General features: G+C 70.0%; 19 protein-coding genes and 4 pseudogenes. 12 read left to right on the plus strand and 11 right to left on the minus strand.

The features are described 5' to 3' along the window. Nucleotides 1-11: 11 nt before the first annotated feature. The 3 genes from AB0M62_RS18995 to AB0M62_RS19005 all read left to right on the plus strand — a co-directional run bounded on the left by AB0M62_RS18995 (nucleotide 12) and on the right by AB0M62_RS19005 (nucleotide 3366). The gene (locus AB0M62_RS18995) at nucleotides 12-491 is read left to right on the plus strand and encodes an NUDIX domain-containing protein (protein ID WP_366075375.1); all 480 of its coding nucleotides are present in this window, start codon (nucleotides 12-14) and stop codon (nucleotides 489-491) included. A gap of 55 nt (nucleotides 492-546) precedes the next feature. Continuing rightward, nucleotides 547-1350, plus strand: a complete 804-nt coding sequence (locus AB0M62_RS19000; protein ID WP_366075376.1) for a 3-hydroxybutyrate dehydrogenase — start codon at nucleotides 547-549, stop codon at nucleotides 1348-1350. Nucleotides 1351-1452: 102 nt separating this feature from the next. Continuing rightward, complete coding sequence (locus AB0M62_RS19005) at nucleotides 1453-3366, plus strand: GAF domain-containing protein (protein ID WP_366075377.1); 1914 nt, start codon at nucleotides 1453-1455, stop codon at nucleotides 3364-3366. A 59-nt stretch (nucleotides 3367-3425) separates the two neighbouring features. On the opposite strand, the pseudogene AB0M62_RS19010 reads toward AB0M62_RS19005, so the two are convergent. Further along, nucleotides 3426-3662, minus strand: a pseudogene (locus AB0M62_RS19010) (MFS transporter); the annotation flags it as partial. 104 nt (nucleotides 3663-3766) lie between these two features. Here AB0M62_RS19010 and AB0M62_RS19015 point away from each other — a divergent pair. Next, complete coding sequence (locus AB0M62_RS19015; RefSeq protein WP_366075378.1) at nucleotides 3767-4327, plus strand: PadR family transcriptional regulator; 561 nt, start codon at nucleotides 3767-3769, stop codon at nucleotides 4325-4327. Here the strand turns inward: AB0M62_RS19015 and AB0M62_RS19020 are convergent. Beyond that, complete coding sequence (locus tag AB0M62_RS19020; RefSeq protein WP_366075379.1) at nucleotides 4228-4971, minus strand: hypothetical protein; 744 nt, start codon at nucleotides 4969-4971, stop codon at nucleotides 4228-4230. The genes AB0M62_RS19015 and AB0M62_RS19020 overlap by 100 nt on opposite strands. A 457-nt stretch (nucleotides 4972-5428) precedes the next feature. Here AB0M62_RS19020 and AB0M62_RS19025 point away from each other — a divergent pair, with 457 nt between their 5' ends. From AB0M62_RS19025 to AB0M62_RS19035, 3 genes and pseudogenes are all read left to right on the plus strand, one after another. Continuing rightward, a complete protein-coding gene (locus AB0M62_RS19025) occupies nucleotides 5429-6202 on the plus strand; it encodes a DUF2071 domain-containing protein (RefSeq protein ID WP_366075380.1) in 774 nt (257 codons plus the stop codon). Between the two features lie 66 nt (nucleotides 6203-6268). Next, nucleotides 6269-6619, plus strand: a pseudogene (locus tag AB0M62_RS19030) (LysR substrate-binding domain-containing protein); the annotation flags it as partial. A 212-nt stretch (nucleotides 6620-6831) separates the two neighbouring features. After that, nucleotides 6832-6984: a hypothetical protein gene (locus AB0M62_RS19035; RefSeq protein ID WP_366075381.1), complete on the plus strand. Its 153-nt coding sequence runs from the start codon at nucleotides 6832-6834 to the stop codon at nucleotides 6982-6984. A gap of 1 nt (nucleotide 6985) precedes the next feature. Here AB0M62_RS19035 and AB0M62_RS19040 read toward each other — a convergent pair whose 3' ends face one another. The 6 genes from AB0M62_RS19040 to AB0M62_RS19065 all read right to left on the minus strand — a co-directional run bounded on the left by AB0M62_RS19040 (nucleotide 6986) and on the right by AB0M62_RS19065 (nucleotide 14671). Continuing rightward, complete coding sequence (locus AB0M62_RS19040; RefSeq protein WP_366075382.1) at nucleotides 6986-8176, minus strand: acetyl-CoA C-acyltransferase; 1191 nt, start codon at nucleotides 8174-8176, stop codon at nucleotides 6986-6988. Nucleotides 8177-8294: 118 nt separating this feature from the next. Then, on the minus strand, nucleotides 8295-8939 hold the full coding sequence (locus AB0M62_RS19045) for a CoA transferase subunit B (protein ID WP_366075383.1): 645 nt from the start codon (nucleotides 8937-8939) through the stop codon (nucleotides 8295-8297). Beyond that, the gene (locus tag AB0M62_RS19050) at nucleotides 8939-9721 is read right to left on the minus strand and encodes a CoA transferase subunit A (protein WP_366075384.1); all 783 of its coding nucleotides are present in this window, start codon (nucleotides 9719-9721) and stop codon (nucleotides 8939-8941) included. The genes AB0M62_RS19045 and AB0M62_RS19050 overlap by 1 nt, the downstream gene beginning before the upstream one ends. An 83-nt stretch (nucleotides 9722-9804) precedes the next feature. After that, the gene (locus AB0M62_RS19055; protein WP_366075385.1) at nucleotides 9805-11568 is read right to left on the minus strand and encodes an FAD-dependent monooxygenase; all 1764 of its coding nucleotides are present in this window, start codon (nucleotides 11566-11568) and stop codon (nucleotides 9805-9807) included. 14 nt (nucleotides 11569-11582) lie between these two features. Next, a complete protein-coding gene (locus AB0M62_RS19060) occupies nucleotides 11583-13541 on the minus strand; it encodes a maleylacetate reductase and hydroxyquinol 1,2-dioxygenase domain-containing protein (RefSeq protein ID WP_366075388.1) in 1959 nt (652 codons plus the stop codon). 236 nt (nucleotides 13542-13777) lie between these two features. After that, nucleotides 13778-14671: an AraC family transcriptional regulator gene (locus AB0M62_RS19065; RefSeq protein WP_366075389.1), complete on the minus strand. Its 894-nt coding sequence runs from the start codon at nucleotides 14669-14671 to the stop codon at nucleotides 13778-13780. Between the two features lie 225 nt (nucleotides 14672-14896). Between AB0M62_RS19065 and AB0M62_RS19070 the strand changes: the two are divergent. Then, nucleotides 14897-16014: pseudogene (locus AB0M62_RS19070) on the plus strand (FAD-dependent oxidoreductase). Next, the gene (locus AB0M62_RS19075) at nucleotides 16011-17504 is read left to right on the plus strand and encodes an ATP-binding protein (RefSeq protein WP_366075390.1); all 1494 of its coding nucleotides are present in this window, start codon (nucleotides 16011-16013) and stop codon (nucleotides 17502-17504) included. Before AB0M62_RS19070 ends, AB0M62_RS19075 begins: the two are co-directional and overlap by 4 nt. Before the next feature lie 18 nt (nucleotides 17505-17522). Here AB0M62_RS19075 and AB0M62_RS19080 read toward each other — a convergent pair whose 3' ends face one another. Beyond that, entirely contained in the window at nucleotides 17523-18113 is a 591-nt protein-coding gene (locus AB0M62_RS19080; protein ID WP_366075391.1) for a TetR/AcrR family transcriptional regulator, read from the minus strand. 93 nt (nucleotides 18114-18206) lie between these two features. Between AB0M62_RS19080 and AB0M62_RS19085 the strand changes: the two genes are divergently transcribed. Then, entirely contained in the window at nucleotides 18207-18908 is a 702-nt protein-coding gene (locus AB0M62_RS19085; RefSeq protein WP_366075392.1) for an SDR family oxidoreductase, read from the plus strand. 52 nt (nucleotides 18909-18960) lie between these two features. Here AB0M62_RS19085 and AB0M62_RS19090 read toward each other — a convergent pair whose 3' ends face one another. Both AB0M62_RS19090 and AB0M62_RS19095 read right to left on the minus strand, forming a co-directional pair. After that, complete coding sequence (locus tag AB0M62_RS19090) at nucleotides 18961-20163, minus strand: MFS transporter (RefSeq protein ID WP_366075451.1); 1203 nt, start codon at nucleotides 20161-20163, stop codon at nucleotides 18961-18963. A 154-nt stretch (nucleotides 20164-20317) separates the two neighbouring features. After that, nucleotides 20318-20764, minus strand: a complete 447-nt coding sequence (locus AB0M62_RS19095; protein ID WP_366075393.1) for a hypothetical protein — start codon at nucleotides 20762-20764, stop codon at nucleotides 20318-20320. Nucleotides 20765-20938: 174 nt separating this feature from the next. On the opposite strand from AB0M62_RS19095, the pseudogene AB0M62_RS19100 reads away from it, so the two are divergent. Beyond that, a pseudogene (locus AB0M62_RS19100) lies at nucleotides 20939-21257 on the plus strand (FUSC family protein); the annotation flags it as partial. Nucleotides 21258-21437: 180 nt separating this feature from the next. Continuing rightward, nucleotides 21438-23570 (plus strand): SpoIIE family protein phosphatase, encoded by a 2133-nt coding sequence (locus AB0M62_RS19105; protein WP_366075394.1) that lies wholly within the window; start codon nucleotides 21438-21440, stop codon nucleotides 23568-23570.

Here is a 23570-nt window from a genome sequence, read left to right on the forward strand (position 1 = left end):
AGGGTCGGTGCATGGCAACCCCCGAGTTCATCCGTGAGATCCGGGCCACCGCAGGCCACCAGCTGCTCCTGCTGCCCGGCGTGACCGCCGTCGTGTTCGACGACGAGGGGCAGGTGCTTCTGGGCCGTCGCGCCGACACCGGGAAGTGGTCGGTCATCGGCGGGATCCCGGAGCCCGGGGAGCAGCCCGCGCAGACCGCGGTGCGTGAGGTGTACGAGGAGACGGGCGTGCGGTGCGTACCGGAGCGGGTCGTCCTCGTGCAGGCGCTGCGGCCGGTCACCTACGCCAACGGAGACGTGTGCCAGTACATGGACATCACCTTCCGCTGCCGGTGGCTCGGCGGCCGGGCGCGGGTCAACGACGATGAGTCGCTGGATGTCGCCTGGTTCTCCGTGGACGCACTGCCCGAGTTGAACGAGTTCTCGCTCCTGCGTATCAAGCAGTCCCTCACCGGCGAACCCACATGGTTCGACCCCATGCTCACCCACTGAAGTATGGGTTCTGACCACATCGGTCGGGGAGTCGGCGCTGTCTAAGGTGCGGAACATGACCGTGCCCACCACACCTGGTCCCCAGCACTCCACCGTCGACCTCGACCTCAACGGTCGTACCGCGCTCGTCACCGGGGCCGCCGGCGGCATCGGCCGCGCCTGCGCGCTTCGGCTCGCCGCCGCCGGAGCCAAGGTACGGGCGCTGGACCGGGACGCCGCGGGGCTCGACGCCCTCGCCGGGCACGCCGAGGGCCTCGCCGGTGTCGTCGAACCCAGACTCCTCGACCTTACCGACCTCGACGCGGCCGAACTCGCCGCGGCCGGCACCGACATCCTGGTCAACAACGCCGGAATGCAACTGGTACGGCCCATCGAGGAGTTCCCGCCGGACGTCTTCCACACCGTGCTCACCGTCATGCTGGAAGCTCCCTTCCGGCTGATCCGGGGCGCGCTCCCGCACATGTACGGGCAGGGCTGGGGCCGGATCGTCAACATCTCCTCCGTGCACGGGCTGCGCGCCTCCGCTTACAAGTCGGCGTACGTCGCCGCCAAGCACGGGCTCGAGGGGCTCTCCAAGACAGCCGCCCTGGAAGGTGCCGCGCACGGTGTCACATCCAACTGTGTGAACCCTGCCTATGTGCGCACACCACTGGTCGAGCGGCAGATCGCGGACCAGGCCGAGGCCCACGGAATCCCCGAGGACCGGGTCCTCGCCGAGGTAATGCTCGGCGATTCCGCGCTCAAGCGCCTCATCGAACCGGAGGAGGTTGCCGAGGCGGTTGCCTACCTCTGCACCCCCGCGGCCTCCTTCATCACCGGCACCTCGCTGGCCCTGGACGGCGGCTGGACCGCGCACTAGGCGGCAACCGGCCGATCATGTTGGACCCCGGCGAAGTTGTCCCTCCCGTCCCGTTGTCCACAGGGCTGGCGCGGCCGCCCGTACGGCAGGTATCCCTGTTCCATGTCCCAGGATCATCCGCACGCAGACCACGCCGAGGCTCCCTACCTGGAGCTTCTCGCGCGTGGCGCCGCCCCCGAGGCGTACGAGCGGCCGGTGCTGCGCGCTCGCGCCGAAGGCGCGGGCGCCGGCACTCTCGCCGCCCTCGAGAACGCCAAACTTCTCGCGCTGCGCGTACGGTCAGAGCTCGAGGGGCGGCGGCGGCGCGAAGCCGAACTGTCCGCGCTGTTCGAGACCGCCCACGACCTGGCAGGCCTGCGCGACCTCGACGCCGTACTGCAGGCGATCGTGCAGCGGGCCCGTTCGCTGCTGGGCACCGAGGTCGCGTATCTCAGCCTCAACGACCCGGCCGCCGGCGACACGTACATGCGGGTCACCGAGGGGTCCGTCTCGGCGCGCTTCCAGCAGCTCCGGCTCGGTATGGGGGAGGGGCTGGGCGGACTCGTCGCGCAGACCGCGCGCCCGTACGTCACCGACAGCTACTTCGACGACGCCCGCTTCCAGCACACCAGGAGCATCGACTCCGGGGTCCGGGACGAGGGCCTGGTCGCGATTCTCGGCGTACCGCTGATGCTCGGCAGCAACGTGATCGGCGTGCTCTTCGCAGCCGACCGCCGGGCCAGGGTCTTCGAGCGGGAGCAGATCGCGCTGCTCGCGTCCTTCGCCGCGCACGCCGCTGTCGCCATCGACACAGCGAACCTGCTGGCGGAGACGCGCACAGCGCTCGCGGAGCTGGAGCAGGCCAACGAGATCATCCGCGACCGCAGCGGGGTCATCGAGCGAGCCTCCGATGTGCACGACCGGCTGACCGCGCTGGTGCTCCGCGGGGGCGGCGTGGACGACGTCGCGGCGGCCGTCGCCCAAGTCCTGGACGGTACGGTCGAGTTCGCGGAAGGCGGCTCGGCAGCCGCCAAGGCCCTGGCGGAGTCCGGTACCGACGGCCATGCCGTACAGCACGGCGACGACTGGATCGCCGGGGTCTCGGCCGGCGGCGAGCTCCTCGGCGCCCTCGTCCTGCACGGCCACCCCGCCCTCGACCCCGTCGACCAGCGCACGCTGGAGCGGGCCGCCGTCGTCACCTCCCTCCTGCTGCTCGCCCGCCGCTCCGCCGGAGAGGCGGAACAGCGGGTCCGCGGTGAACTGCTCGACGATCTGCTGGACGCACCGGACCGGGATCCACGTCTGCTGCGCGAGCGCGCCGACCGGCTGCGCGCCGACCTGGACGCCCCCCATGTGGTGCTGGCCGCCCGGATCGGCGCGAGGGGCACGGACACGGCGGAGCGGCAGAGCGCGGACCGGCAGCGGCTCTGGTCCGCTGCCTCGCATCTCGCGGCCACCCGCCACGGCCTCGCCGCCGCCCGGGACGGCGGCACGGTCCTGCTGCTGCCGCTGGGCCTGGACGACACTGCCGCTTCGGTCGCCCGCCGTGCGGCCGGGCAGCTGCGCAGTGCTATCCGGGAGCCGGTGACGGTGGGCGCCTCGGCGGTGGTCCGGGCGCCCGCCGCCCGGCCGGGCGCGGTCGCCGACGCGTACGCCGAGGCGCAGCGCTGTCTGGACGCGCTGCGGCTGCTCGGCCGCTCCGGCGAAGGGGCGGCGGCTGAGGACTTCGGCTTTCTGGGCCTTCTGCTCGCCGACTCCCGGGACGTCGACGGCTTTGTACGGCGCACCATCGGGGACGTCATCACGTACGACAGCAGGCGCGGTACGGACCTGGTCCGGACCCTCGACGCGTACTTCGCCTGCGGTATGAGCCCCGCGCGTACGAAGGACGCACTGCACGTCCACGTGAACACCGTGGCGCAGCGGCTCGACCGCATCGGCCGGCTGCTCGGCCCCGACTGGCAGACGCCGGGTCGCGCCCTGGAGATCCAACTCGCCCTGCGGCTGCACGGACTGGCCGGGGCGGTCGCACACTGAAACGGCCGGGCCGCGCGGACCCTGTGGTCCACGCGGCCCGGCCGTCCTTCAGGCGTGGTTCAGGCGATACGGGCGTCCACCGCGGGGGTTGTGGCGGCGGGCTCCCCCGCGGCCGGCGGCTCGACATCCGTGAGATCCCGCTGACGGGTCTCCTTGGCGCAGGCGATGGCGACCAGCGTGAGCAGCGCGGCGGCTATCACGTACAGCGCGATCGGCGTCGAGCTGCCGTAGTCGGCGAGCAGGGCGGTGGCGATCAGCGGAGCGGGGGCTCCGGCCGCGACCGAGGAGAACTTTGACTAGGTGCGTTGAAGGGTAGGTCGCCAGTTCTGCCGCTGTCCAGAGGAGTGTGTACTCAATTTCACGAATATTCGTCAGGCTTGGGATCGCCTATGCTGAGGCCATGGCGCTGCGCAACGCGATCTTGGCTGCCCTCCTTGAGGGAGAGGCTTCCGGTTACGACCTGGCAAAGGGCTTCGATGCCTCCGTGGCCAACTTCTGGACCTCGACGCCCCAGCAGATCTACCGCGAGCTGGAGAAGATGGAAGGCCAGGGTCTGGTGTCGGCGCGCGTCATCGCACAGGAACGGCGGCCCAACAAACGGCTGTTCTCGCTGACCGAAGCCGGCCGCGCCGAGCTGCACGGCTACACCACCCAACGGCCCAAGCCGATTGCGATCCGCGACGAGCTGCTGGTACAGGTCCAGTCGCTCGAGGCCGGTGATGCCGAGGCGGTGCGCCGCGCGGTTCGGAACAAGCAGGAAGTCGCCGAGACCAAGTTCAAGCGGTACGAACGCCTCCGGGACCGTCTGCTCGCCGGGAGCACCGAGACGGACTTCCTCGCCACGGCCGACCGGGTCGGTCCCTACCTCACCCTCGCGCGCGGCATCGCGTTCGAGCAGGAGAACATCCGCTGGTGCGAGTTCGTCCTCGACGTCCTCGACCGGCGGACCGACCACGGCTGAGCCCTGCACCTCAGCAGCCCGTCCACGAGGACATCGGTTGCCGGGGCGAGCAGCCGCCGGCCGTCGGCGACGGATTCCAGGCCGATGACCAGGGCGATGCAGATGTCGGCCGCTTCGGCGGGCTCGGTGCCGCCCGCGGTGCCCGCCTCGGTGAACAGGCCGATCAGCAGGCGGCGCAGGTCGGCGGTGAACGCGGTGCAGACGCTGCCGAACAGGCGGGCTTGGGCGTCCAGGAGTTCGGCGGTGTGCGGGGAGTCCCGGCGAGCTGGAGGACCAGGTCGAGCTTGGCGGCCAGGACGCCCCGGATACGCTCGGCGTACGGGGCTTCCTCGGCCGCGGCCGCCTCCCGGCCCGCTCCAGCGCCTGGATGTGCAGGCGCCCGGCGAGCTGGCGGAAAGCGTCGTCCTCGCTGCGGACGTACTGGTAGACCGCCGACCGGGACACGCCCATGGCGGAGCCAGGCTCCCCTTGTCCAGCGTCGGGACGACGCCGCCCGGGGTGGCGACCACGATCTCGTGGCCCGCGGCCTTGAACGCCTCGTACGGGGCGACGGCCTCCTCGGCCCAGAAACCGGTCGGGTGCCGCGTGCCGTCCGCGAGAGTCCAGTGGTCGGCGCCGGTCATCACGAAAAGGATCTTCGACATAATGCGCTTCTCCGGGGATGCGGGCCCCTGGCGGGCCTGAAGGTGGTCGGTCCGCCGCACGGTCAGACGCTCTGCGAGCGCTGACGCTTTGGATTCAGATCGTCAGTGCGGCGATGTCCTCGAAGCTAGGCCGGTCACCCACAGGTATCCAATAGGGCATCCAATAGTCGGCATTGGAAATCCAATGAACCGGCGGGAAGGCGGCATCCGCTCTCGCCGGGGCGCGCTCAGCCGTCGAAACCCCTCCCAGCTGCGCTTTGGCCGCGATACGTGATCGGTGCAGCGGAAAGGAATCAGTCGGTGGAGCGGGCGGTCCTGGCGCCGCGGCTGCTGGCCTTCGGGGCCGCGGCAGCCCGGTTTGACGGAGCCGGCCGGGCAATGGGCCGATCGCTGCGTCCGGGATGCCGATCAAGAGGGGGCGGGTCCTGCCGCAATGGGGCTGTGGGATCCTGGCGCTGTGTCGCTCACGCCGCTCGCCGCTGAACCGGAACCCATAACGGCTGATCCGCCCCGCTCCGCGGCGAACCCTCTGCTCACCCAGTCGTGGCTCGACCTGGCCTTCATCCACTGGGCCGCCGACCCGGCCGACGTCGCTCCGCTGCTGCCGGCCGGGACCGTACCGGACACCCTGGACGGGGTTACGTACGTCGGCCTCGTCGCCTTCCGGATGCACCGCGTCGGATGGTTCCGCCTCCCCGGCGTCCCGTACCTGGGCACGTTTCCCGAGACCAACGTCCGCCTCTACTCGGTGGATGCCCACGGACGCCGCGGCGTGGTCTTCCGCTCGCTCGACGCCTCCCGCCTCGTACCGGTGGCGGTGGGGCGAGCCGCCTTCCGGCTCCCGTACTTCTGGTCACGGATGGCCATCCGCTACGACGGCACCACCATCACGTACACCAGCACCCGACGCTGGCCCGGACCGCGGGGCGCGCACAGCCGGATCGCCATCCGGGTCGGCGACCGCGTCCAGGACCCCACCGAGCTCGAACACTTCCTGACCGCCCGCTGGGGCATGCACAGCGCCTTCTTCGGACGGCCGATGTACCTCCCCAACACCCACCCGCGCTGGCCGCTGCACCGCGCCGATCTCATCGAGTGCAACGAGGACCTGGTGGCCGCGGCAGGACTGCCCAAACCGGTCGGCGAGCCCGTGAGCGTGCTGTACTCGCCGGGGGTCCCTGTACGATTCGGGCGCCCAACCCGGCGCCCCGGCGGCATCCCCACCCCCTGACGTACGACCGCCTCCTGCAGTCACCTGCAAAGTTGCGACGTGGCTGTGGCTGTACCGGTCGCCGACGACGGCCCCGCGGCGCTGCACGGCATCCCCCTGGTCACCTACGCCGAGGACCTGCCCATCGCCCGCCGCTACTGGCGGCACGTCTTCGGCCGGCGCCTCACCTGCCAGGCCGCCGTCACCGTCCCCGACCTGCGCGGCGTGCTGTCCGCGGTCACCGCGGGCGCCGGCTTCACCGTGTTGCCCCGGTATCTGTGCGTTGCCGAGCTCGCCTCCGGCGCCCTCGTGCCGCTGCACGACCCCGAGGACGCCCCGATCAACACCGGCTACCTCGTCCAGCGCCCCGGTTCCGCCGACAACCCCCACGTCGCCCTCGTCCGCGACCATCTACTCCAGGCCGGCCGCACCTGGTAACGCCTGCGCCGCATCTGGTAACGCCACGGCGTCGCAGGTTCTGAGGGGAGCTGTAGGTCTTGAGAACGCAGCCGCCGGACATTGGATGGACCGGCTTGCGCCTCGCCAGTCAGCACGGTCCGGTGCCGGTGCTGGTCACGCCCAGCTCGACCTGCCGTGGGCCCCGGCGGGCGGACGCGACCCGTTAATCGCCGCTGGGGCTGTCGGGCACCTTGTCCAGCCGTTACCTCCACGACCTGGCGTTCGCACCTGGTGTCGGCCGTCGGACCGGTCTCGCCGATCTGGCCCCACGCGGCCACCTGGATGCCCACCGCGCCCACAACGCGGCCACCGCCATGACGCGGGTCGCCGACCGCAGGGCGTAACTCAGCGCTCGAGGACCAGGGCCAGGGCCTGTCCGACACCGATGCACAGCGCGGCCAGACCCGTGCCCGAACCCGCTTCGGCGAGCTGGTGGGCGACTGCTCCGGTGATGCGGGCGCCGGAGGCGCCGAGGGGATGTCCGAGGGCGATGGCTCCGCCCCTCGGGTTGAGGACATCGGAGTCGAGGTCGGGCAGGGCCGCGAGGCAGCCCAACGCCTGGGCGGCGTATGCCTCGTTGAGCTCGACGGTGTGCAGGTCGCCGAAGTCGCGCCCGGCCTTCGTCAGGGCCTTGCGGATGGCTTCCACCGGGCCGAGACCGAAGTACTGCGGCTCGATCCCGGTCACGGCGCCGGCCCGGATCCTGGCCAGCGGCTCACGACCGATCTCGGCCAGCCCGGCCTCGTCGGCCAGCAGCAGGGCTGCCGCGCCGTCGTTGAGGGGCGAGGCGTTGCCGGCCGTGACCGTACCGCCCTCAAGGAAGACGGGCTTGAGGCGGGCCAGCGCCTCGAGGGATGTGTCGTCCCGGATTCCCTCGTCGCGGGGCAGGTCGACACCGTCGACGGGAACCACCTCGGCGTCGTAAGCACCGTCCTTCCACGCCCGCGAGGCCTTCTCGTGACTGGCGAGCGCGAAGACGTCCTGGGCTTCGCGGGTGATTCCGTACTTGTCGGCGATCAGCTCGGCGCTCTCGCCGAGCGGGATGGTCCATTCCTCGGGCATGCGCGGGTTGACCATCCTCCAGCCCAGGGTGGTGGAGTACAGCTGCTGGTTGCCGACCGGGAAGGCCCGTTCCGGTTTGGGCAGCACCCACGGAGCGCGGCTCATGGACTCCACTCCGCCCGCTACAGCGATGGAGGCATCGCCGAGCGCCACTGCACGGGCGGCCTGGATGACGGCCTCCATCCCCGAGCCGCACAGCCGGTTGACGGTGGCTCCGGGGACCGTGACGGGCAGGCCCGCCAGCAGGACGGCCATGCGGGCGACATCGCGGTTCTCCTCCCCGGCGCCGTTGGAGTTTCCGAAGAGCACGTCGCCGATGAGGGCTGGATCCAGGGCGGGGCTACGGTCGAGCAGACCGCGCAGCACGCCTGCGGCGAGGTCGTCGGGGCGCACTGAGGACAGCGCCCCGCCATAGCGGCCGATCGGTGTACGGACGGCGTCGACGACGTAAACGTCCCGCAGGCGCTCGTTCATCGGGACTCCTTTGTGATGGAGAGGGAAAACGGGGGGTGTGTGATGTTGGCCCGCCGGTCCGGGGCGCTGTCCTGGAGGAATCCGGCCGGCGGGCGATCAGGGGGTGGGCCGACCGTGGTCAGCCGACGGGGTCAGGCACTCGTACGGGCGCGGCGGTACGGCTGACCACGTCGTCCGCGCTGACGCCGGGAGCCGTCTCGACGAGGACGAGACCGTCCTCGGTGACGTCCAGGACGCCGAGGTCGGTGATGATGCGGTCGACGCATGCCCTGCCGGTCAGGGGCAGGGTGCAGGCCCCGACGACCTTCGGACTGCCGTCCTTGGCGCAGTGGTCCATCACGACGATCACCCGCCGGGCGCCGTGGATGAGATCCATCGCACCGCCCATGCCCTTCACCATCTTGCCCGGGATCATCCAGTTGGCGAGGTCCCCGGCGGCGGAGACCTGCATGGCCCCCAGAATCGCGGCGTCGATGTGACCGCCTCGGATCATCCCGAAGGACAGTGACGAGTCGAAGAAGCTCGCGCCCGGCAGCACCGTGACCGTCTCCTTGCCCGCGTTGATGAGGTCCGGGTCCACGTCTGCGTCGACCGGGTACGGGCCGACACCGAGAATGCCGTTCTCCGACTGGAGCACCACATGCACTCCTTCAGGGATGTGCTCGGGTACCAGCGTGGGCAGTCCGATGCCGAGGTTCACGTAGTCGCCGTCCTGGATCTCGGCCGCCGCGCGTGCGGCCATCTCGTCCCTGGTCCATGGCATCAGCGCCGCACCGTCCTTCGTGCCGGAGGCGCGGAAACAGTGCGCCGTTCGATCTGCTTGTCCGCGGCCTGCTCCGGCGTCAGTTCGACCACTCGCTGGACGAAGACGCCGGGGAGATGGATCTCGTCCGGGTCCAGCTCACCGGGCTCGACCAGCTGCTCCACTTCGGCGACGGTGACGCGGCCGGCCATGGCGGCGAGCGGGTTGAAGTTGCGGGCCGAGCGGTGGAAGACGAGATTGCCGTGGCGGTCGCCCTTGGCGGCGCGGACGAGTGCGAAGTCGGTGGTGATGCCGTGCTCGAGCACGTAATGCCGGCCGTCGAACTCGCGTATTTCCTTGGGCGGTGAGGCGACTGCCACGGTGCCGTCAGGTGCGTAGCGCCAGGGCAGGCCGCCCTCGGCGACCTGGGTGCCGACACCGGCGGGGGTGAAGAAGGCGGGAATGCCGCAGCCGCCGGCCCGCAGGCGCTCGGCGAGCGTGCCCTGCGGCGTCAGCTCGACCAGCAGCTCCCCGGAGAGGTACTGGCGGGCGAACTCCTTGTTGTCGCCGACGTATGAGCCGGTGACACGGGCGATGCGACCCGCGGCGAGGAGGATGCCGAGGCCGCCGCCGTCCACGCCGCAGTTGTTCGACACCACGCTCAGCCCGCTCGCGCCGGTCGCGTACAGCGCCTGGACCAGCACATTGGGGACACCGCTGAGGCCGAAGCCGCCCACGGCCAACGACGCTCCGTCCATGACGCCGGCCAGCGCCTCCTCGGCGGTGGCAACCACCTTGTCCATGTGCACCGCACTCCGTTCGTGTCCGGCAGATCGCCGTGTCAGCCTTGGTTCGTGTGATCCCGCGTGAGGCCTGTGCCGTGCCGTCAGCACTGGAGCACGGTCCTCAACGCGCCGAGCAGCTCGGCGCAGGCCGAGGAGTCGGTCTCCGGCGCCGCAGCGGAACGCCAGGCGATGTATCCGTCCGGGCGGACGAGCAGGCAAGCGTCCTCGGCCACCTCGGATATCCGGCGCCACTCGCCGTATGCGTCGCGGCTGTTCTCGCCGCCGATGCGCGCGCACTTCAGAGGCACCCCCAGGGTGTGCTCGCAGGCGGCCGCGGCGGCCTCCCACACGCCACCGGACGGCCCGGTCACCAGAGTGAAGGTTCCCTTCCCGACGACGTCCAGCGTGGACAGGCGGTGGCCGTTGCTGTCGACGAGCCAGGCGTGCGGCAGTTTGGCGCCGGGACGGGTGGTGGGCTGGTGGATCAGCTCCGGGTCCCCTGCCCACACCTCGGCGGGGTCGGCGTCCTGGATGACCGCGGAGGAGACATAGCGCTGGTTCATCTCGACACCATGGGCGTTGAACTCGTAGTTCTTCAGCTGGATGGCTTCCTCCAGCGCCTGCCGCCGCTTGGTGCCGTCGGCCGTCTCGCTGCGGCACGCGGCGAGGCCGTCCGCGATGTCGTCCTCCTCGCTGTACCCGTCGACGCCCAGGGCCCGGAAGATGGGGCCGAACTGGTCGCGGCTCAGGTTGGCGCGATCGACGATCTGATTGCCGACCGGTGCCCGCTCCGCGGTGTAGGTGTCCAGGAGCCCTGGCCCGGCCTGACCACGGATGACCATGGCGAGCTTCCAGGCCAGGTTGTACGAGTCCTGGATCGAGGTGTTGGAACCGAGACCGTTGGACGGCGGGTGCCGGTGCACCGCGTCTCCGGCGCAGAAGACACGCCCGGCCGAGTACGTCGTGGCGTAGCTGTGGTTGACCGTCCACAGCGAGCTCGACGTGATCTCGACGGGAATGTCCCGGTCGCCGATGAGGTCGTGGACGATGTCCCGGGCTGCCGCCTCGTCCATCTGGGGCGGGGACTCGTCGATGTCGTATCCCCACACCAGCAGCCACTCGTTCCAGGGCCGCACCATGCGCACCAGGCCCATGCCGATGCCGCCCATGTGGGCGCCCGGACGCAACACCCAGTACAGAACGCTCGGGCGGTGGGCCACATACCGGGACAGGTCGGCCTTGAACGTGATGTTCATGCTGCCGGCCTTGCCGCTCTGCCCGGCGATCGGCAGCCCGATCTGCTCCGCCACCCTGCTGCGGCCGCCGTCCGCACCGATCAGATAGCGGGCCCGTACGGTGAACTCGTCTCCGCGTACCCGGTCCCGGAGCCGGGCGGTGACGCCGTCGGCGTCCTGTTCCAGGCTGAGGAACTCGGTGTCGAAGCGGACCTTGGCTCCCCGCGCCGCGGCGTTGTTCACCAGGATCGGTTCCAGAAGAGTCTGCGGAAGGTCGATCATCTGCGCGGGGCTGGCGGCACCGTACTCGGCAGCCGCGTGCGGGCCGGTGCCCCAGCTGCGGATCCGGCCGATCTCCTCGCCGGCCAGTGCGGTGCACAGGACGGTGTCGCCCATGAGCTCGGCGGGGCTGCCGACCGCGGCGGCTTCGGCGTCCACATCGAGGTCGCGCAGCACCTCCATGGTGCGCTGGTTGGTGATGTGCGCGCGGGGAGTGTTGGCCAGCCAGCCGTACTTGGTGACGAGCAGGGTGCGAATTCCGTAGGTGGCCAGGAGCAGCGCCGCGGATCCACCGGCGGGGCCACTGCCGACCACAAGGACGTCGGTGTCGTAGGTGTGGGTTGATTCCATGAGACTGCTCCTGATCAGCGAGCCGGTTCGGCGATGCGGGCGATGCGGAAGGTGAACTGCAGGCTGCGCCAGTCCCCGTCGATCGCGCGGCCGTCCGGGGGCAGTCCGACGCGGGGTTCGAAGTCGACGACCAGGCCCTCCTTGACTCCGAACACGGTGTCGGAGTCCATGTAGCGCCCGCCCTTCACGAACAACTGGGTGACCAGGCGCCGGTGGCCGGCTGCGGAGATCATGAAGTGGAGGTGGGGGGCACGGTAGGGATGACGGTTGACGGCCTGGAGCATCTGTCCCACCGGCCCGTCGTCCGGGATCGGATACTCGGCCGGCAGGGTCGTCCAGAAGCGCAGCCGTCCCTGCTCGTCAGTGCGCAGGCGCCCCCGCAGCACCGGGCCTTCGCACTCGGGCAGCTGGACGTCGTAGAACCCGTCCTTGTTGGCCTGCCACACATCCACGACGGCGTCCGGCAGGGGGCGGCCGTCCGCGTCGGTGACGCGGATGTCGGCCCACAACGGAGTGCCGGCGACGCCCTGCGAGATGTCGGCGCCGTGTGCGGTCTCCGGGGGACCGTCCGTGTAGAACGGCCCGAGCACCGCTGACGGTGTGGTCTCGGGGGTGCGCGAATTGGTGAGCAGGTCGACGATGCTGGAGACCCCGAGCGTGTCGGACAGCAACACGAACTCCTGGCGGGTGCTCGTGCAGATCTGCCCGGTACGGGTCAGGAAGTCGATGGCGTGCTGCCACTCGGATTCGGTGACATCGTTGTTCGTCACGAAGTGATGCAGGTGCCGTACGAGGTCACCGAGCAGCTGCCCGACCCGCGGATCAGGTGCGTCGGCGAAGCTCGCCACCACCTGATCGGTCAGGCGCTCCAGGTCCGCAGCCGCCCCGAGTGCCGAGGGGGCCTGCACCGCGGGAACTGCCGGACGGCGGCCCCGCCAGGCATCACGCAGCAGACTCTCGATGCCGTCCGACGTCAGCTCCCGGGGGTTGGGGTACGGCGTGGCGGTGGCCAGCCGCGCGGCCTCCGGCAGATCCGCTTCCGCCAGGCCCAGTTCGCCCAGCGAGGTGGGGCCTCCCACGGAGGCGATCAGGTCGAACACCCCGCTCGGTGCGTCTGCCACGCCGAGTGCCTCGGCGATGCGGTTCATGACGTCCCGGGCGGCAGGGGCGTTGTAGGCCATGGCGTGCGGCAGGATCACCGTGTGTGTTTCGGCGTGCGGCAGGCCGAACGTACCGCCCAGCGTGTGGCACAGCTTGTGGTGCAGCCCCATGCCGACGGAGGCGAGGCAGGTACCGGCCAGCCATGCGGCATGCAGAAGGTCGGCTCGTGCCGCGGTGTCGGACGGCTCGGCGACGAGAGCCGGCAGGGCGCGGGCGATCCTGCCGACCGCGTCGAGTGCCATGGCGTCGATCACCGGGTTCGCCTGCGGTGAGTACAAGGCCTCCACGGCGTGGGCCAGGGCGTTGACTCCGCTGGTGACCGACATGTCCACCGGCAGGCCCCGGGTGAACTCGACGTCGTAGACGACGGTCTCGGGGAGAATCGCGGGCGAGGAGACTGTGGTCTTGCGTCCGGCTTGCGTCTCGCCCAGCACGGGGGTGACCTCGGAGCCCGCGTATGTGGTGGGAAGGATCAGCTGCGGCAGATCGGTGCGCAGCGCCAGTGCTTTGGCCAGCCCTGTCGTGGAACCGCCGCCGACAGCCACCAGACAGTCGGCGGAGTGCTCCCGGAGTACGTCAAGCGCTCGCTCGGTGACCTCCACCGGAGTGTGCATCGCGGCACCGTCGAACTCCGCCACTGTGAGGTCCCCGAGGACATCACGCACTCGGGCGGCGGCCGTGGCCACCGGCGGGCTGGACAGGAGAAGGACGCGGGAACAGCCGAGCCGCTCGACTTCGTCGCGGACCCGGCCGACCGTTCCGGTGCCGAAAACGACCCGCGAGGGGTGGGAGGTGTGAACGAAGTTCCTCATCGCGTTCCGCCTTCGCGTGCGCCGTGGGTCCTTGGATGTCTGCCACCGAGTGTCGGGGCCGTGGACGTTCCGTTTCCTGCACGTTTCGCGCGTACTTCCTGCCGGATCGGGGCGGCGCCATTGGTCGTGAGAGGGGCGGTGCACGGATGTGAGCCACACCGGACGGCGGATGTAGGGGGCGCATGCGGTGGGCGGGGCAGGAGTGAATGCGGCGGCGTGGGCCGCGGAATCGAAGGTCAGCCCGCACGACGGAAGGCAGCAGGGGTTGTGCCCAGCTTGGCGCGCATCACGCGTGTCAGGTGCTCCTGGTGGGAGAAGCCGCAGTGGGCGGCCAGGTCGGCGATGGGCAGCGTCGTGGTGCGCAGCAGCCGACGTGCGTGGTCCAGCCGCAGTTGGAGCAGGAACTGGTGGGGTGACTTCCCAGTGCTGGCTCTGAACTGCCTGCTGAACTGGCTCGCACTCAGACCGGTGGCCGAGGCCAGCTCGGCGACGGGCAGCGGCTCGGAGATCCGAGTCTCCATCAACTCGCGTGCGGACGTGAGCTGCCGGCTGGTCAGTCCTGACGACGCGCTGTCGCGGTCGACGGGCCGGCCGGCGTGTGCGCGGGCAAGCTGAGCAGCGAGCGTGCCGACAAGGTGATCCACGTAGGTACGGGCGGAGGGCTCCCGGCGCCGCACGACACCGTCCAGAGCCAGGACGAGTTGCTCGATCAGCGGATCGGAGCTGCCCAGTTCTTCGACGAGTTCCACTTTCCCGCCCTCACCCTGCGCTTCCTGGAGGACAGAGTCGCTGAGGTACAGGTGGACGGTGTCGAGTCCCCCTTGGAGCTCCACGTCCAGCTCGCGGCCCGCGGGGTGGAGGAAGATCCCCCCGGCCGGAATCCGCTGGGCCCGCATCGACTGGCTGATTCGGCGCCGGACGGTCACGGGGCCGCCCAGGTGCAGGATCAGCAAGTGGGTGGGTGCAGCATCGAATGTGGCGTGATACGGCCGTTCCCGCTGAGTGGAGACGTACACGTGTTCCCAGCCCAGACCTGAGCTGGTCCGGTCCGGGCTCACCCAGGGCTGGCGCAGGATGCCAGTGGTGTCGAGGAGTCCCAGCTCACACATCGTTGCGCCCGAGGTGCCCATGTGACTCTCCCGTCCGGTCGGCGCCATATGATTTTTATTGAATCGTAAATCACCGTGGTGTATTCCCTGCCGGACCGCCTGCGCCTGCCCGCTGCTCCGGTCGGCCTTCGCGGCCGCGGTCCGGGATCGGAGAACGGCACGCTCGCCGTTCAAGGGCAGCCCGGCCGGCCGGGAGCACCGCAGGCTGCTTCCGGTACCTCATCGCGTACGTGCCTGGTGGAGAGCATGATGGAGGGCATGGCGAAGCCGTCGATCCTGACCGTCGATGACGATCCGGGCGTGTCGCGAGCCATCGCCCGCGACCTCCGGCGCCGGTACGGCGACCGGTATCGGGTGCTCCGCGCGCCTTCCGGCGCAGAAGCCCTGGACGCTCTGCGGGAGGTCAAGCTGCGAGGCGAGCCGCTTGCCGTGATGATCGCCGACTACCGCATGCCGACGATGAACGGAGTGCAGTTCCTCGAGGCGGCCATGGACCTCTTCCCCCTGGCCGGGCGGGTACTCCTGACCGCCTACGCCGACACGGGCGCGGCCATCGACGCCATCAACCTGGTCGACCTCGACCACTACCTGCTCAAGCCCTGGAGCCCGCCCGAGGAGAACCTCTACCCCGTCCTGGACGGGCTGCTGGAGTTGTGGGCGGCAAAGCCCCACGAAGAGGCCGGGGAGACGCGGATCGTCGGCCACCGTTGGTCGGCACCGTCGTTCGCCGTACGGGAATTCCTCGCCCGCAACCTCGTCCCCTATCGCTGGCTCGCCGCGGACGAACCGGAGGGCATGCGGCTGCTGGAAGCGGCGGGACTCACCGCGGAAGACGTGCCGCTCGTGATCACTGCCGACGGCAGGACGTTGCAGGCGCCGAGCGAGGCCGAACTCGCCGCTCACGTGGGCCTGACCACCACCCCCGCCGCCGACTTCTATGACGTCGTGGTGATCGGTGCGGGCCCCGCAGGACTCGGGACCGCCGTCTACGCGGCCTCCGAGGGACTACGCACCGTACTGGTGGAACGCAGCGCGACAGGTGGGCAGGCCGGCCAAAGCAGCCGGATCGAGAACTATCTCGGGTTCCCCGACGGGGTGTCGGGGGCCCAGCTGGCGGATGGCTGGACGGCGTCATCTCCCGCAGCGCGCGGGGATTCGTCCTGACCGGCCCCGACCTGCTGTCCGGCGGGGCCCGCCCCGCCGGGTGGCCGCTGTCCCGGGATCCCTACCACCTCGAAACCAGCTTGCCGGGCGTCTTCGCCGCCGGAGACGTACGCGCCGAGTCGGTCAAGCGGGTCGCCTCCGCCGTGGGGGAGGGGGCCATGGCCGTCTCCTTGGTACACCGCTACCTGGAGGCGCAATGAACCCTCGGAGCGAGCGCACCATGCTCACCCCCGCCGAGCTGCGCGGGTTGTTTCTCTTCGAGTCCCTCGACAGCACCCAGCTCGATTGGCTTGCGGAGCGTGGCCGGGTCGAGACCCGGCAGGGCGGAGCTGCCGTCTACTCCGAAGGCGAGCCCGCGACCTGCTTCTTCGTGCTGCTCGGCGGCACCGTGGCCCTCCTGCGCCGCCTTCACGGCGACGACATCGAAGTCAGCCGCACGGATCAGATCGGCGTCTACGCCGGCGCCACGCAGGCCTATCTCGGAGACCGGGTGGACCAGGTCTACCCCAACACGCTGCGAGCCATCACCGACGTCGAGGTGTTCGTCCTGCCCGCAGACGAGTTCGCCCACGCCGTCCGCACTTGGTTCCCCATGGCCCTCCACCTGCTCGAAGGCCTCTTTTTCGGCACCCGCGCCACCAACACGATCCTGGGCGAGCGGGAGCGGCTGGTTGCGCTCGGCTCCTTGACCGCAGGCTTCACCCACGAGCTCAACAACCCCGCGGCAGCGGCCGTACGCGCCACCGACTCCCTGCGCAGCCGTGTGACAGGAATGCGCCACAAGCTCGCCCTCCTCGCCGACGGCCGCCTCGACGGCAGTCGTCTGCACCAGCTGGTCGCCATGCAGGACGCGGCCATTACGCGGGCCACCGGCGAGCGCACGCTCTCGGCCATCGAGGTATCCGACGCCGAGGACGAACTCGCCGACTGGCTCGAGGATCACGGTATCGACCAGGGCTGGGACATCGCGCCCACGCTCGTCGCGGGTGGCATCGACGCGACATGGCTCTCCGAAGCCACTTCCGCGGTGGGTGAGGAGCACCGGGAATCCGCAGTGCGCTGGCTCGCCTACACCATCGACTCCGAGCTGCTGATGGGTGAGATCGAGGAGGCGGTCACCCGCATCTCGGGCCTCGTCGATGCCGCACGCCAGTACTCGCAGCTCGACCGCGCCGCCCAGCAGCCGGTCGACGTCCACGAACTCCTAGACGCCACACTCGTGATGCTGCAGGCCAAGATCCCGTCCGGCGTGAACGTGGTGAAGCACTACGACCGCGGCCTGCCACCGATCCCGGCGTACGGCGCGGAGCTCAACCAGGTGTGGACGAATCTCATCGACAACGCGCTCGGGGCGATGGATGGAGGGGGAACCCTCACCCTCGCGACCCGGCGCGACGGTGACCGCATCGTTGTGGAGGTGCAGGACACGGGACACGGCATCCCGCCGGAAATCCGCCCGCGGATCTTCGAACCGTTCTTCACGACCAGACCGGTCGGCGAGGGAACCGGCTTGGGACTCGACATCTCCTACCGGATCGTGGTCAACAAGCACCACGGCGACATCCGGGCGCACTCACAGCCCGGCGACACGAGGTTCGAGGTCTGCCTGCCCATCACACCACCGCTCGAAGAGCATGACGTGCCGGTCGGCCCTGCCCGGGAGAACGCCTCCTGCCAATCAGGCAACTGAGAGACCGACCAACAGCCACTAGTCGGCCCGGCCCGCTTGCACCGTCTGTTTGACCCCGGCAGCATCCAGCAGGGCCGCCGCCGTGACCATGCCGATGCCGGCGAGCGCCTGGGCTCGTACCACTGCCCGGGCGCTCGCGCCATCGAACACGATCGTCAGTTGCACGGCCAGGGTTTCCGGATCCTCGGCCTCGGCGGAAACGAGCTCGGTCCGGAAAAAGTCGGTCAGGTGCTCCTTGAAGTGGCGCGCGACCACGCTGCCCGGATGCTCGGGGTCCTTCAACTCCACCGCTGCACTCACGAACGGGCAGCCGAGGAAGTTGCCCTCGGCAGCCATCCGTTCCTGCCGCTCGAACACGGTGAGGATGCGCTCGCGCGGCGACCGCTCGTCGTCCGGGCCCGGTAGCAGCGCAACCTGGTACGCCGGGCCGCGGCCGGCGAGGCTCTCCGCGATCACCTCCTCCTTGGACCGGAACAACTGGTACATGGACTTCTTCGAGATCCCGGCGGCCTTGCACAGCGCATCCACCCCGATGCTCATGCCATGGCGGTAGAAGAGTTCGCCCGCCGCGGTCAGCAGTCGCTCGCGTGGTGTCGCCGAGGTCGTCATGTCATCGAGGGTACCGGCTCGGCTTGCATTCGGAAACCGATCGGTTTACTGTCATGAAAACCGATCAGTTTCCAAGGTTCTTCTGGAGTCGAAGTGACCAATCTCGAAGGCGCCGTCGTACTCGTCACGGGCGGCAGCCGCGGCATCGGCAAGGCAATCGTGGACGACCTTCTCACCCGTGGCGTGAAGAAGGTCTACGCCACCGCGCGAACCCCGCAGCCGAGCACCGACGCCCGCGTCGTACCGCTGGCTCTGGAGGTCACCGACCCGGCCTCGATCGAGGCGCTGGTGGCGGCCGCACCCGACGTCACGGTGCTGGTCAACAACGCCGGCGCCGGCTCCCCGGACACCTACCTGGACGCGCCGATCGAGGACATCCGGAACGTCTTCGAGACCAACTTCTTCGGCCCGCTCAATGTGACCCGGGCCTTCGTCCCGGTGATCGAGCGCAACGGGGGCGGTCACATCCTGAACGCTCACTCGGCACTTTCATGGGTCGCCTGGCATGGCGCGTACTCCGCCACCAAGGCCGCCTTCTGGCTGCAGACCAATGCCATTCGGCTCGAGCTGCTGGACCGCGGCATCGGCGTGACGGGCCTGCACATGGGGTACGTCGACACCGACCTGACCGCGGCGGTGACCCAGCCCAAGTCGAAGCCGGCCGACATCGCCAAGGCGGCGCTGGACGGGATCGAGGAGGGCGCGTTCGAGGTGCTCGCCGACGAGACCTCCCGTCAGACCAAGGCCGCCCTGTCCGGCGACATCACCAACCTCTACCCGCAGCTCAGGGCATGACCGGCGGCCTCTGGCCGAGACCAGCGGGTAGCGGGTCCCTCACGGCGCCCCGCTACCCCGCCGGCGGCCTGCGCGCAGCGTACGCTCCCGCGCCCGCCGCCAGCAGCATCACGCAGCCTGTGAAAATCAGCCCGGCTTGGCGCAGTCCGAGCCAGGTGGCCATGGCGCCGACACCGACCACCGGCAGGGAGATCCCGGTGTAGGCGACGACGAAGAACGCCGAAATGGTGCCGCCACGACGCTCTGCCGGGGCCGCGCCGCTGACCAGGGTGAGGGCCGCGCGAAAAGCGAGTCCCTGGCCGATGCCGCCGGTCAGGGCACCCAGGACGAGCAGGACCAGGGACTCGGCGATCAGTGACGACGCCACCAGGACCAGGCCCACGACGAGGATGGCGCACCCCACGGGGAGGGCGAGGGGCGCGCCGACCCTTTGGGTCAAGGACTGTCCGAGGGTCGAAGCGAGGAACACGGAGAACACGATCGCGCCCGAGACGGCCAGGTTCTGCACACCGAGCGTCTGTGAGGCGAAGCTCGGCGCGACCGCCGTGAAGAGCCCGAGAAGCGCGAAGCCGGCGAATGCCGCCAGCGCCGCCGGCGCGAACACGCCCTTCACCTCCGGGGGCACCGTCACTCCCTGCGGCGTCAACGGCGGCCATCGCTTCGGTTTCGCCACGGTCTCCGGCAGAAACCAGGTGATCGCAGAGGCCACCACCAGCAACCCCAGGTGGACCCAGAACGGCAGCATCAGCGGCCTCGGCGCATACTGCGCGAGCAGCCCGGAGAGCAGTGGCCCGCACCCCAGCCCACCCATGTTCGCCGCGGTGGCGGCGAACTCCGCCCGCGCCTTCTGCCCAGGACCGGCCAGCTCGATGACGGCCGCTGTCGCCGCGCCGCTCAGCAGACCGGCCGCGAAGCCCGACAGCAGCCGCCCCGCGAAGAGCAGAGGCAGACCACTCTGCAGGAGGAAGCAGCCGGCGCTCGCCGCCGACAAAGCCATGGCGCTCAGGATCACAGGTCTGCGGCCGACCTGGTCCGAATAGTTTCCCGCGACCAGCAGCACGGTGATGACCGCGACGGCGTACACGGCGAAGACAACGGTCACCATCAGCTCGGAGAACCCGATCTGATCCTGGTAGAGCCCGTACAGCGGTGTGGGGAGGGTGGTCCCGGCCATTCCGATGGCGAACACCACTGCCGCAGCCGGATAGCCGGGTCGCCGGCCGACGCGCGCGGTCACCGCGCCCTCGCGAACGATCACGTACCTCACCTTACGAGCGACCCCTCACCGCGGCGGTGCCAGGCGCGAGGCGGCGCGTTGCCCGGCACGAACGCGAGCCACCGCCGGACGCACCCGGCGCCGAACATGGGCCGAACAGGGAGAGAGGACTCGCCGGCCCGCCAGGGAATCGTCAGTCCCAGAGTGGGTAAGTCACTTCCTGCGGCGTCCGCTGCGGCTTGTCGTCGGTGTAGACGAGTTGTATCCGGGTGAAATGCTGCAGCTCAGGACGCTTTTCCCAGGTCTCCGGGCGGTCGAGCTTGACCGTCACTGGGTAGGAGTGGAACTTGCCCGCGGCGCAGTAGGGCTGACAGTCGTTCACCATGTCGACTCCCGTGCCCACAGCGGCCGTCGGCCCCCAGTCGGACCATCGGAGTGTGGTGAGGCGGTTGTTGCCGTCCCCGCAGGCGAGCAAGAAGTCGCCCGGGCGTATCTGCGGATTCGAGAAGCAGTCGACGGCCACCACGTCAGCGGGAGTGGGTGCCCCTGGGGACGCGGATGCGGAGGTCGGCACTCCTGCTGCTGCGAGCGCTGTAGCGGCACACAGCATGACCGCTGTCTTCACCTTGTGTTTCTGCATGTCGGCTCCCCAGCGGCTCTTTTCGGGCCCACCTGGCCCTCCGCGTACACCGAGCGGGTGCTCTGAACCGACGCTACGGCCGTGCCTGTGGATGCGCCACCCGTATGGGTGAAAGTCATGCAAAGCAGGCAAAGTCAACGAGGGCAGCGCCACCATGACCGCGTCGCGGTGCGGCTGATGCGGACGCGGGACGCCGCCGCCATCACGCCGTCCCAGGCGCGCAGCCGGCCTGCCGTCCTGCACGGCCTGGCCGAACGCATCCGCCCCGTCGTCGGCTCTCTCGGCGACCCGCGGGTCGGGCTCCGGCGGAAGGCCGGGACGGGTCCGGGCGCGGGAACTGCTGGGCGCGTCCGCCGACGTCCTTGACGCCGCGGCGCGTTCGATCCGTCGCGGCACCCCGGCCCTGGTGCCCCCTCACGCCACGGAAGTACTGCGGACCGGCGAGGAGGACGAGGTGCTGGAGGGACCTGCGCGGCAGGCAGCGGTCCAGGTGGCGAACCAGTGATCCCACGTGCGCGTGGCCCATGGCGGGCGTGTGCGGCCGACCGCCGCATCGCTTTGTTTGCCCACCCCAGTGCCTCGGATAGGGTGATTTGATAGGAAGGTATCCAAGATCGGAAGATCGCCCGGGAGGCCGGCGGAGCGCCCTACGCCCCGAGGTTAGGTCGTTGAGTTGGACACACACGAGTCGACGAGTGATGTGCCGCATCAGCCCCTGTCGGCGGTCGGATACGCGAGTGTGCTCCGCGACCTGCTTCCGGTCGCACTCTGGAGGCAGGATGCGCAAGGGCGCATCGTGGAGTGGTCGCTCGCCGCCCAGGACTTGCTCGGTTACCTGCCGGGGGAGGTGCTGGGGCGGGACGGCGTTCCGATCCTGGTCCCCGAGCACAACTGGGGGGCGGCCGAACAGCTGGCACAGAAGGTCCTGGCCGGTGAGGCGATAGTCGGGTCGCTTCCCGTGCGGCACCGTGACGGGCACGTCGTTCCGATGGAGATGTGGATCTGCCCGGCGGTGGACCAGCAGGGGGGAACGGGCATCCTGACCATCGCCGTGAAGGCTTCCGCCGTACTGGAGATGCGGGATTCGCTGGCCGCCCTGGAAGGTCTGTTCACCCAGTCCCCCATCGGTCTGGGCATGCTCGACCCGGATCTGCGTTTCCTGCGGGTCAACGACGCGCTGGCGAGGATGAACGGCGTATCCGCCGCCGACCACCTCGGCCGGCGGCCGGCCGAGGTGGCGCCGGGGATCAACGCCGCCGCGCTGGAGACCGTGATGCTGCAGGCTCTGGATCGCGGTGAGGCGGTGGTCGACGTGCGCGGCACCGGTCGCACTCCGGCCGACCCCCATCACGAGCGGACCTGGTCCTGCTCCTGTGCTCCGCTGCTCGACAGCGCCGGCCGGAAGCTGGGTCTGATCGCTTCGCTGATCGACATCACCGACGGACAGCGGGCGCACGCCGAGGCGGAACGGGCGCGGCAGCGCCTCGCCCTGCTGGCCGAGGCCGGTACGCGGATAGGGACCACCTTGGACCTGCGGCAGACCGCCGAGGAAGTGGTGCAGGTGCTGGTACCCCGGCTGGCCGACTCGGCCGACGTACAAGTGCTGGCAGAGGTGCTCGAGCCCGATGAGGCCGCCGCATCCACCCACGGGGTGGTGCGCCGTCTCGCGGCCGCCTTCCCGGACCCGTCCGCCCCCACCGCGACACTGGCGGTGGGCATGACCTTCCAGGTCCCGCTCGGTTCGGTGTACGAGCAGATCATGGCCGATGGGCGCCCCATGAACCTCTACCAGGCCGACATCCCGGCGTTGATCACCGATCCGCACGCCGAGCGACTGCGTACGTATCTCGGCACGCTGGGCGGAGCGCGACTCGTCCCGATGGTCGCACGTGGCAAGGTGCTCGGCGCCGTGGTGCTGACGCGTACCCGCAGCCGTGGCCGGTTCGACGAGCAGGACAGCGTGCTCATCGACGAGCTGGTCTCCCGAGCGGCCCTGAACATCGACAACGCGCGGATGTACACGAGTCAGCGGCGGGCGGCACTCACCCTGCAGCGCAGCCTGTCGAACAGCGCGCTGCCCGAAGTGCCCGGCCTGGAACTCACCGGGCGCTACCTCCCTGCCAGCGACCACGAGGTCGGCGGCGACTGGTTCGACGCCATCACCCTGTCCGGCGGCAGGACCGGACTGGTCATCGGAGACGTCATGGGGCACGGAATCCATGCGGCGGCCGTCATGGGACAACTGCGGACAGCGGTCCGAACGCTGGCACGGCACGACATTCCCCCGGCTCGAATGCTCCGCTCGCTGGACGCCGCCGTGGCCGACCTGGGTGAGAACGAAATGGCGACATGTGTCTACGCGGTCCACGACGCGGCTGCCGGCGACTGCCTGATCGCCCGGGCAGGCCATCCACCCCCGGCCGTGGCGGACGCCCGGGGGACGGTCAAGTTCCTCGACGGCCCTTCGGGTACGCCCCTGGGCGCGGGCGGGCAGGACTTCCGGAGCGAGCGGGTGGCGCTGCCCGCCGGCAGTCTGCTGGTGCTGTACACCGACGGCCTCATCGAGGCCCGCGACAGAGACCTCGACCAGGGCATGCAACAGCTCGCCCAGGCGCTGCTGCACCTCGACCACCCGTTGGAGGACATCTGCGACCGCATCCTCGGCCGACTGCTGCCCCCCGCACCCCGGGACGACGTAGCGGTGCTCCTCGCCAGAAGTCCGCGTCGTCACCGCTCGGTGAGGACCGACCCCGAGCGGCACCGCGCGAGTGGTCCGCATCGGAAGGCACAAGGGCAACGGTGGTAG

Origin of the sequence: Streptomyces sp. NPDC051219, assembly GCF_040682335.1 — a bacterium.
GTDB lineage: Bacteria > Actinomycetota > Actinomycetes > Streptomycetales > Streptomycetaceae > Streptomyces.

Coding starts and splice junctions, on each gene's coding strand:
- AB0M62_RS18995 (WP_366075375.1), top strand. CDS start 12: ATGGCAACCCCCGAGTTCATCCGTGAGATCCGGGCCACCGCAGGCCAC.
- AB0M62_RS19000 (WP_366075376.1), top strand. CDS start 547: ATGACCGTGCCCACCACACCTGGTCCCCAGCACTCCACCGTCGACCTC.
- AB0M62_RS19005 (WP_366075377.1), top strand. CDS start 1,453: ATGTCCCAGGATCATCCGCACGCAGACCACGCCGAGGCTCCCTACCTG.
- AB0M62_RS19015 (WP_366075378.1), top strand. CDS start 3,767: ATGGCGCTGCGCAACGCGATCTTGGCTGCCCTCCTTGAGGGAGAGGCT.
- AB0M62_RS19020 (WP_366075379.1), bottom strand. CDS start 4,971: ATGTCGAAGATCCTTTTCGTGATGACCGGCGCCGACCACTGGACTCTC.
- AB0M62_RS19040 (WP_366075382.1), bottom strand. CDS start 8,176: ATGAACGAGCGCCTGCGGGACGTTTACGTCGTCGACGCCGTCCGTACA.
- AB0M62_RS19045 (WP_366075383.1), bottom strand. CDS start 8,939: ATGCCATGGACCAGGGACGAGATGGCCGCACGCGCGGCGGCCGAGATC.
- AB0M62_RS19050 (WP_366075384.1), bottom strand. CDS start 9,721: ATGGACAAGGTGGTTGCCACCGCCGAGGAGGCGCTGGCCGGCGTCATG.
- AB0M62_RS19055 (WP_366075385.1), bottom strand. CDS start 11,568: ATGGAATCAACCCACACCTACGACACCGACGTCCTTGTGGTCGGCAGT.
- AB0M62_RS19060 (WP_366075388.1), bottom strand. CDS start 13,541: ATGAGGAACTTCGTTCACACCTCCCACCCCTCGCGGGTCGTTTTCGGC.
- AB0M62_RS19065 (WP_366075389.1), bottom strand. CDS start 14,671: ATGGGCACCTCGGGCGCAACGATGTGTGAGCTGGGACTCCTCGACACC.
- AB0M62_RS19075 (WP_366075390.1), top strand. CDS start 16,011: ATGAACCCTCGGAGCGAGCGCACCATGCTCACCCCCGCCGAGCTGCGC.
- AB0M62_RS19080 (WP_366075391.1), bottom strand. CDS start 18,113: ATGACGACCTCGGCGACACCACGCGAGCGACTGCTGACCGCGGCGGGC.
- AB0M62_RS19095 (WP_366075393.1), bottom strand. CDS start 20,764: ATGCAGAAACACAAGGTGAAGACAGCGGTCATGCTGTGTGCCGCTACA.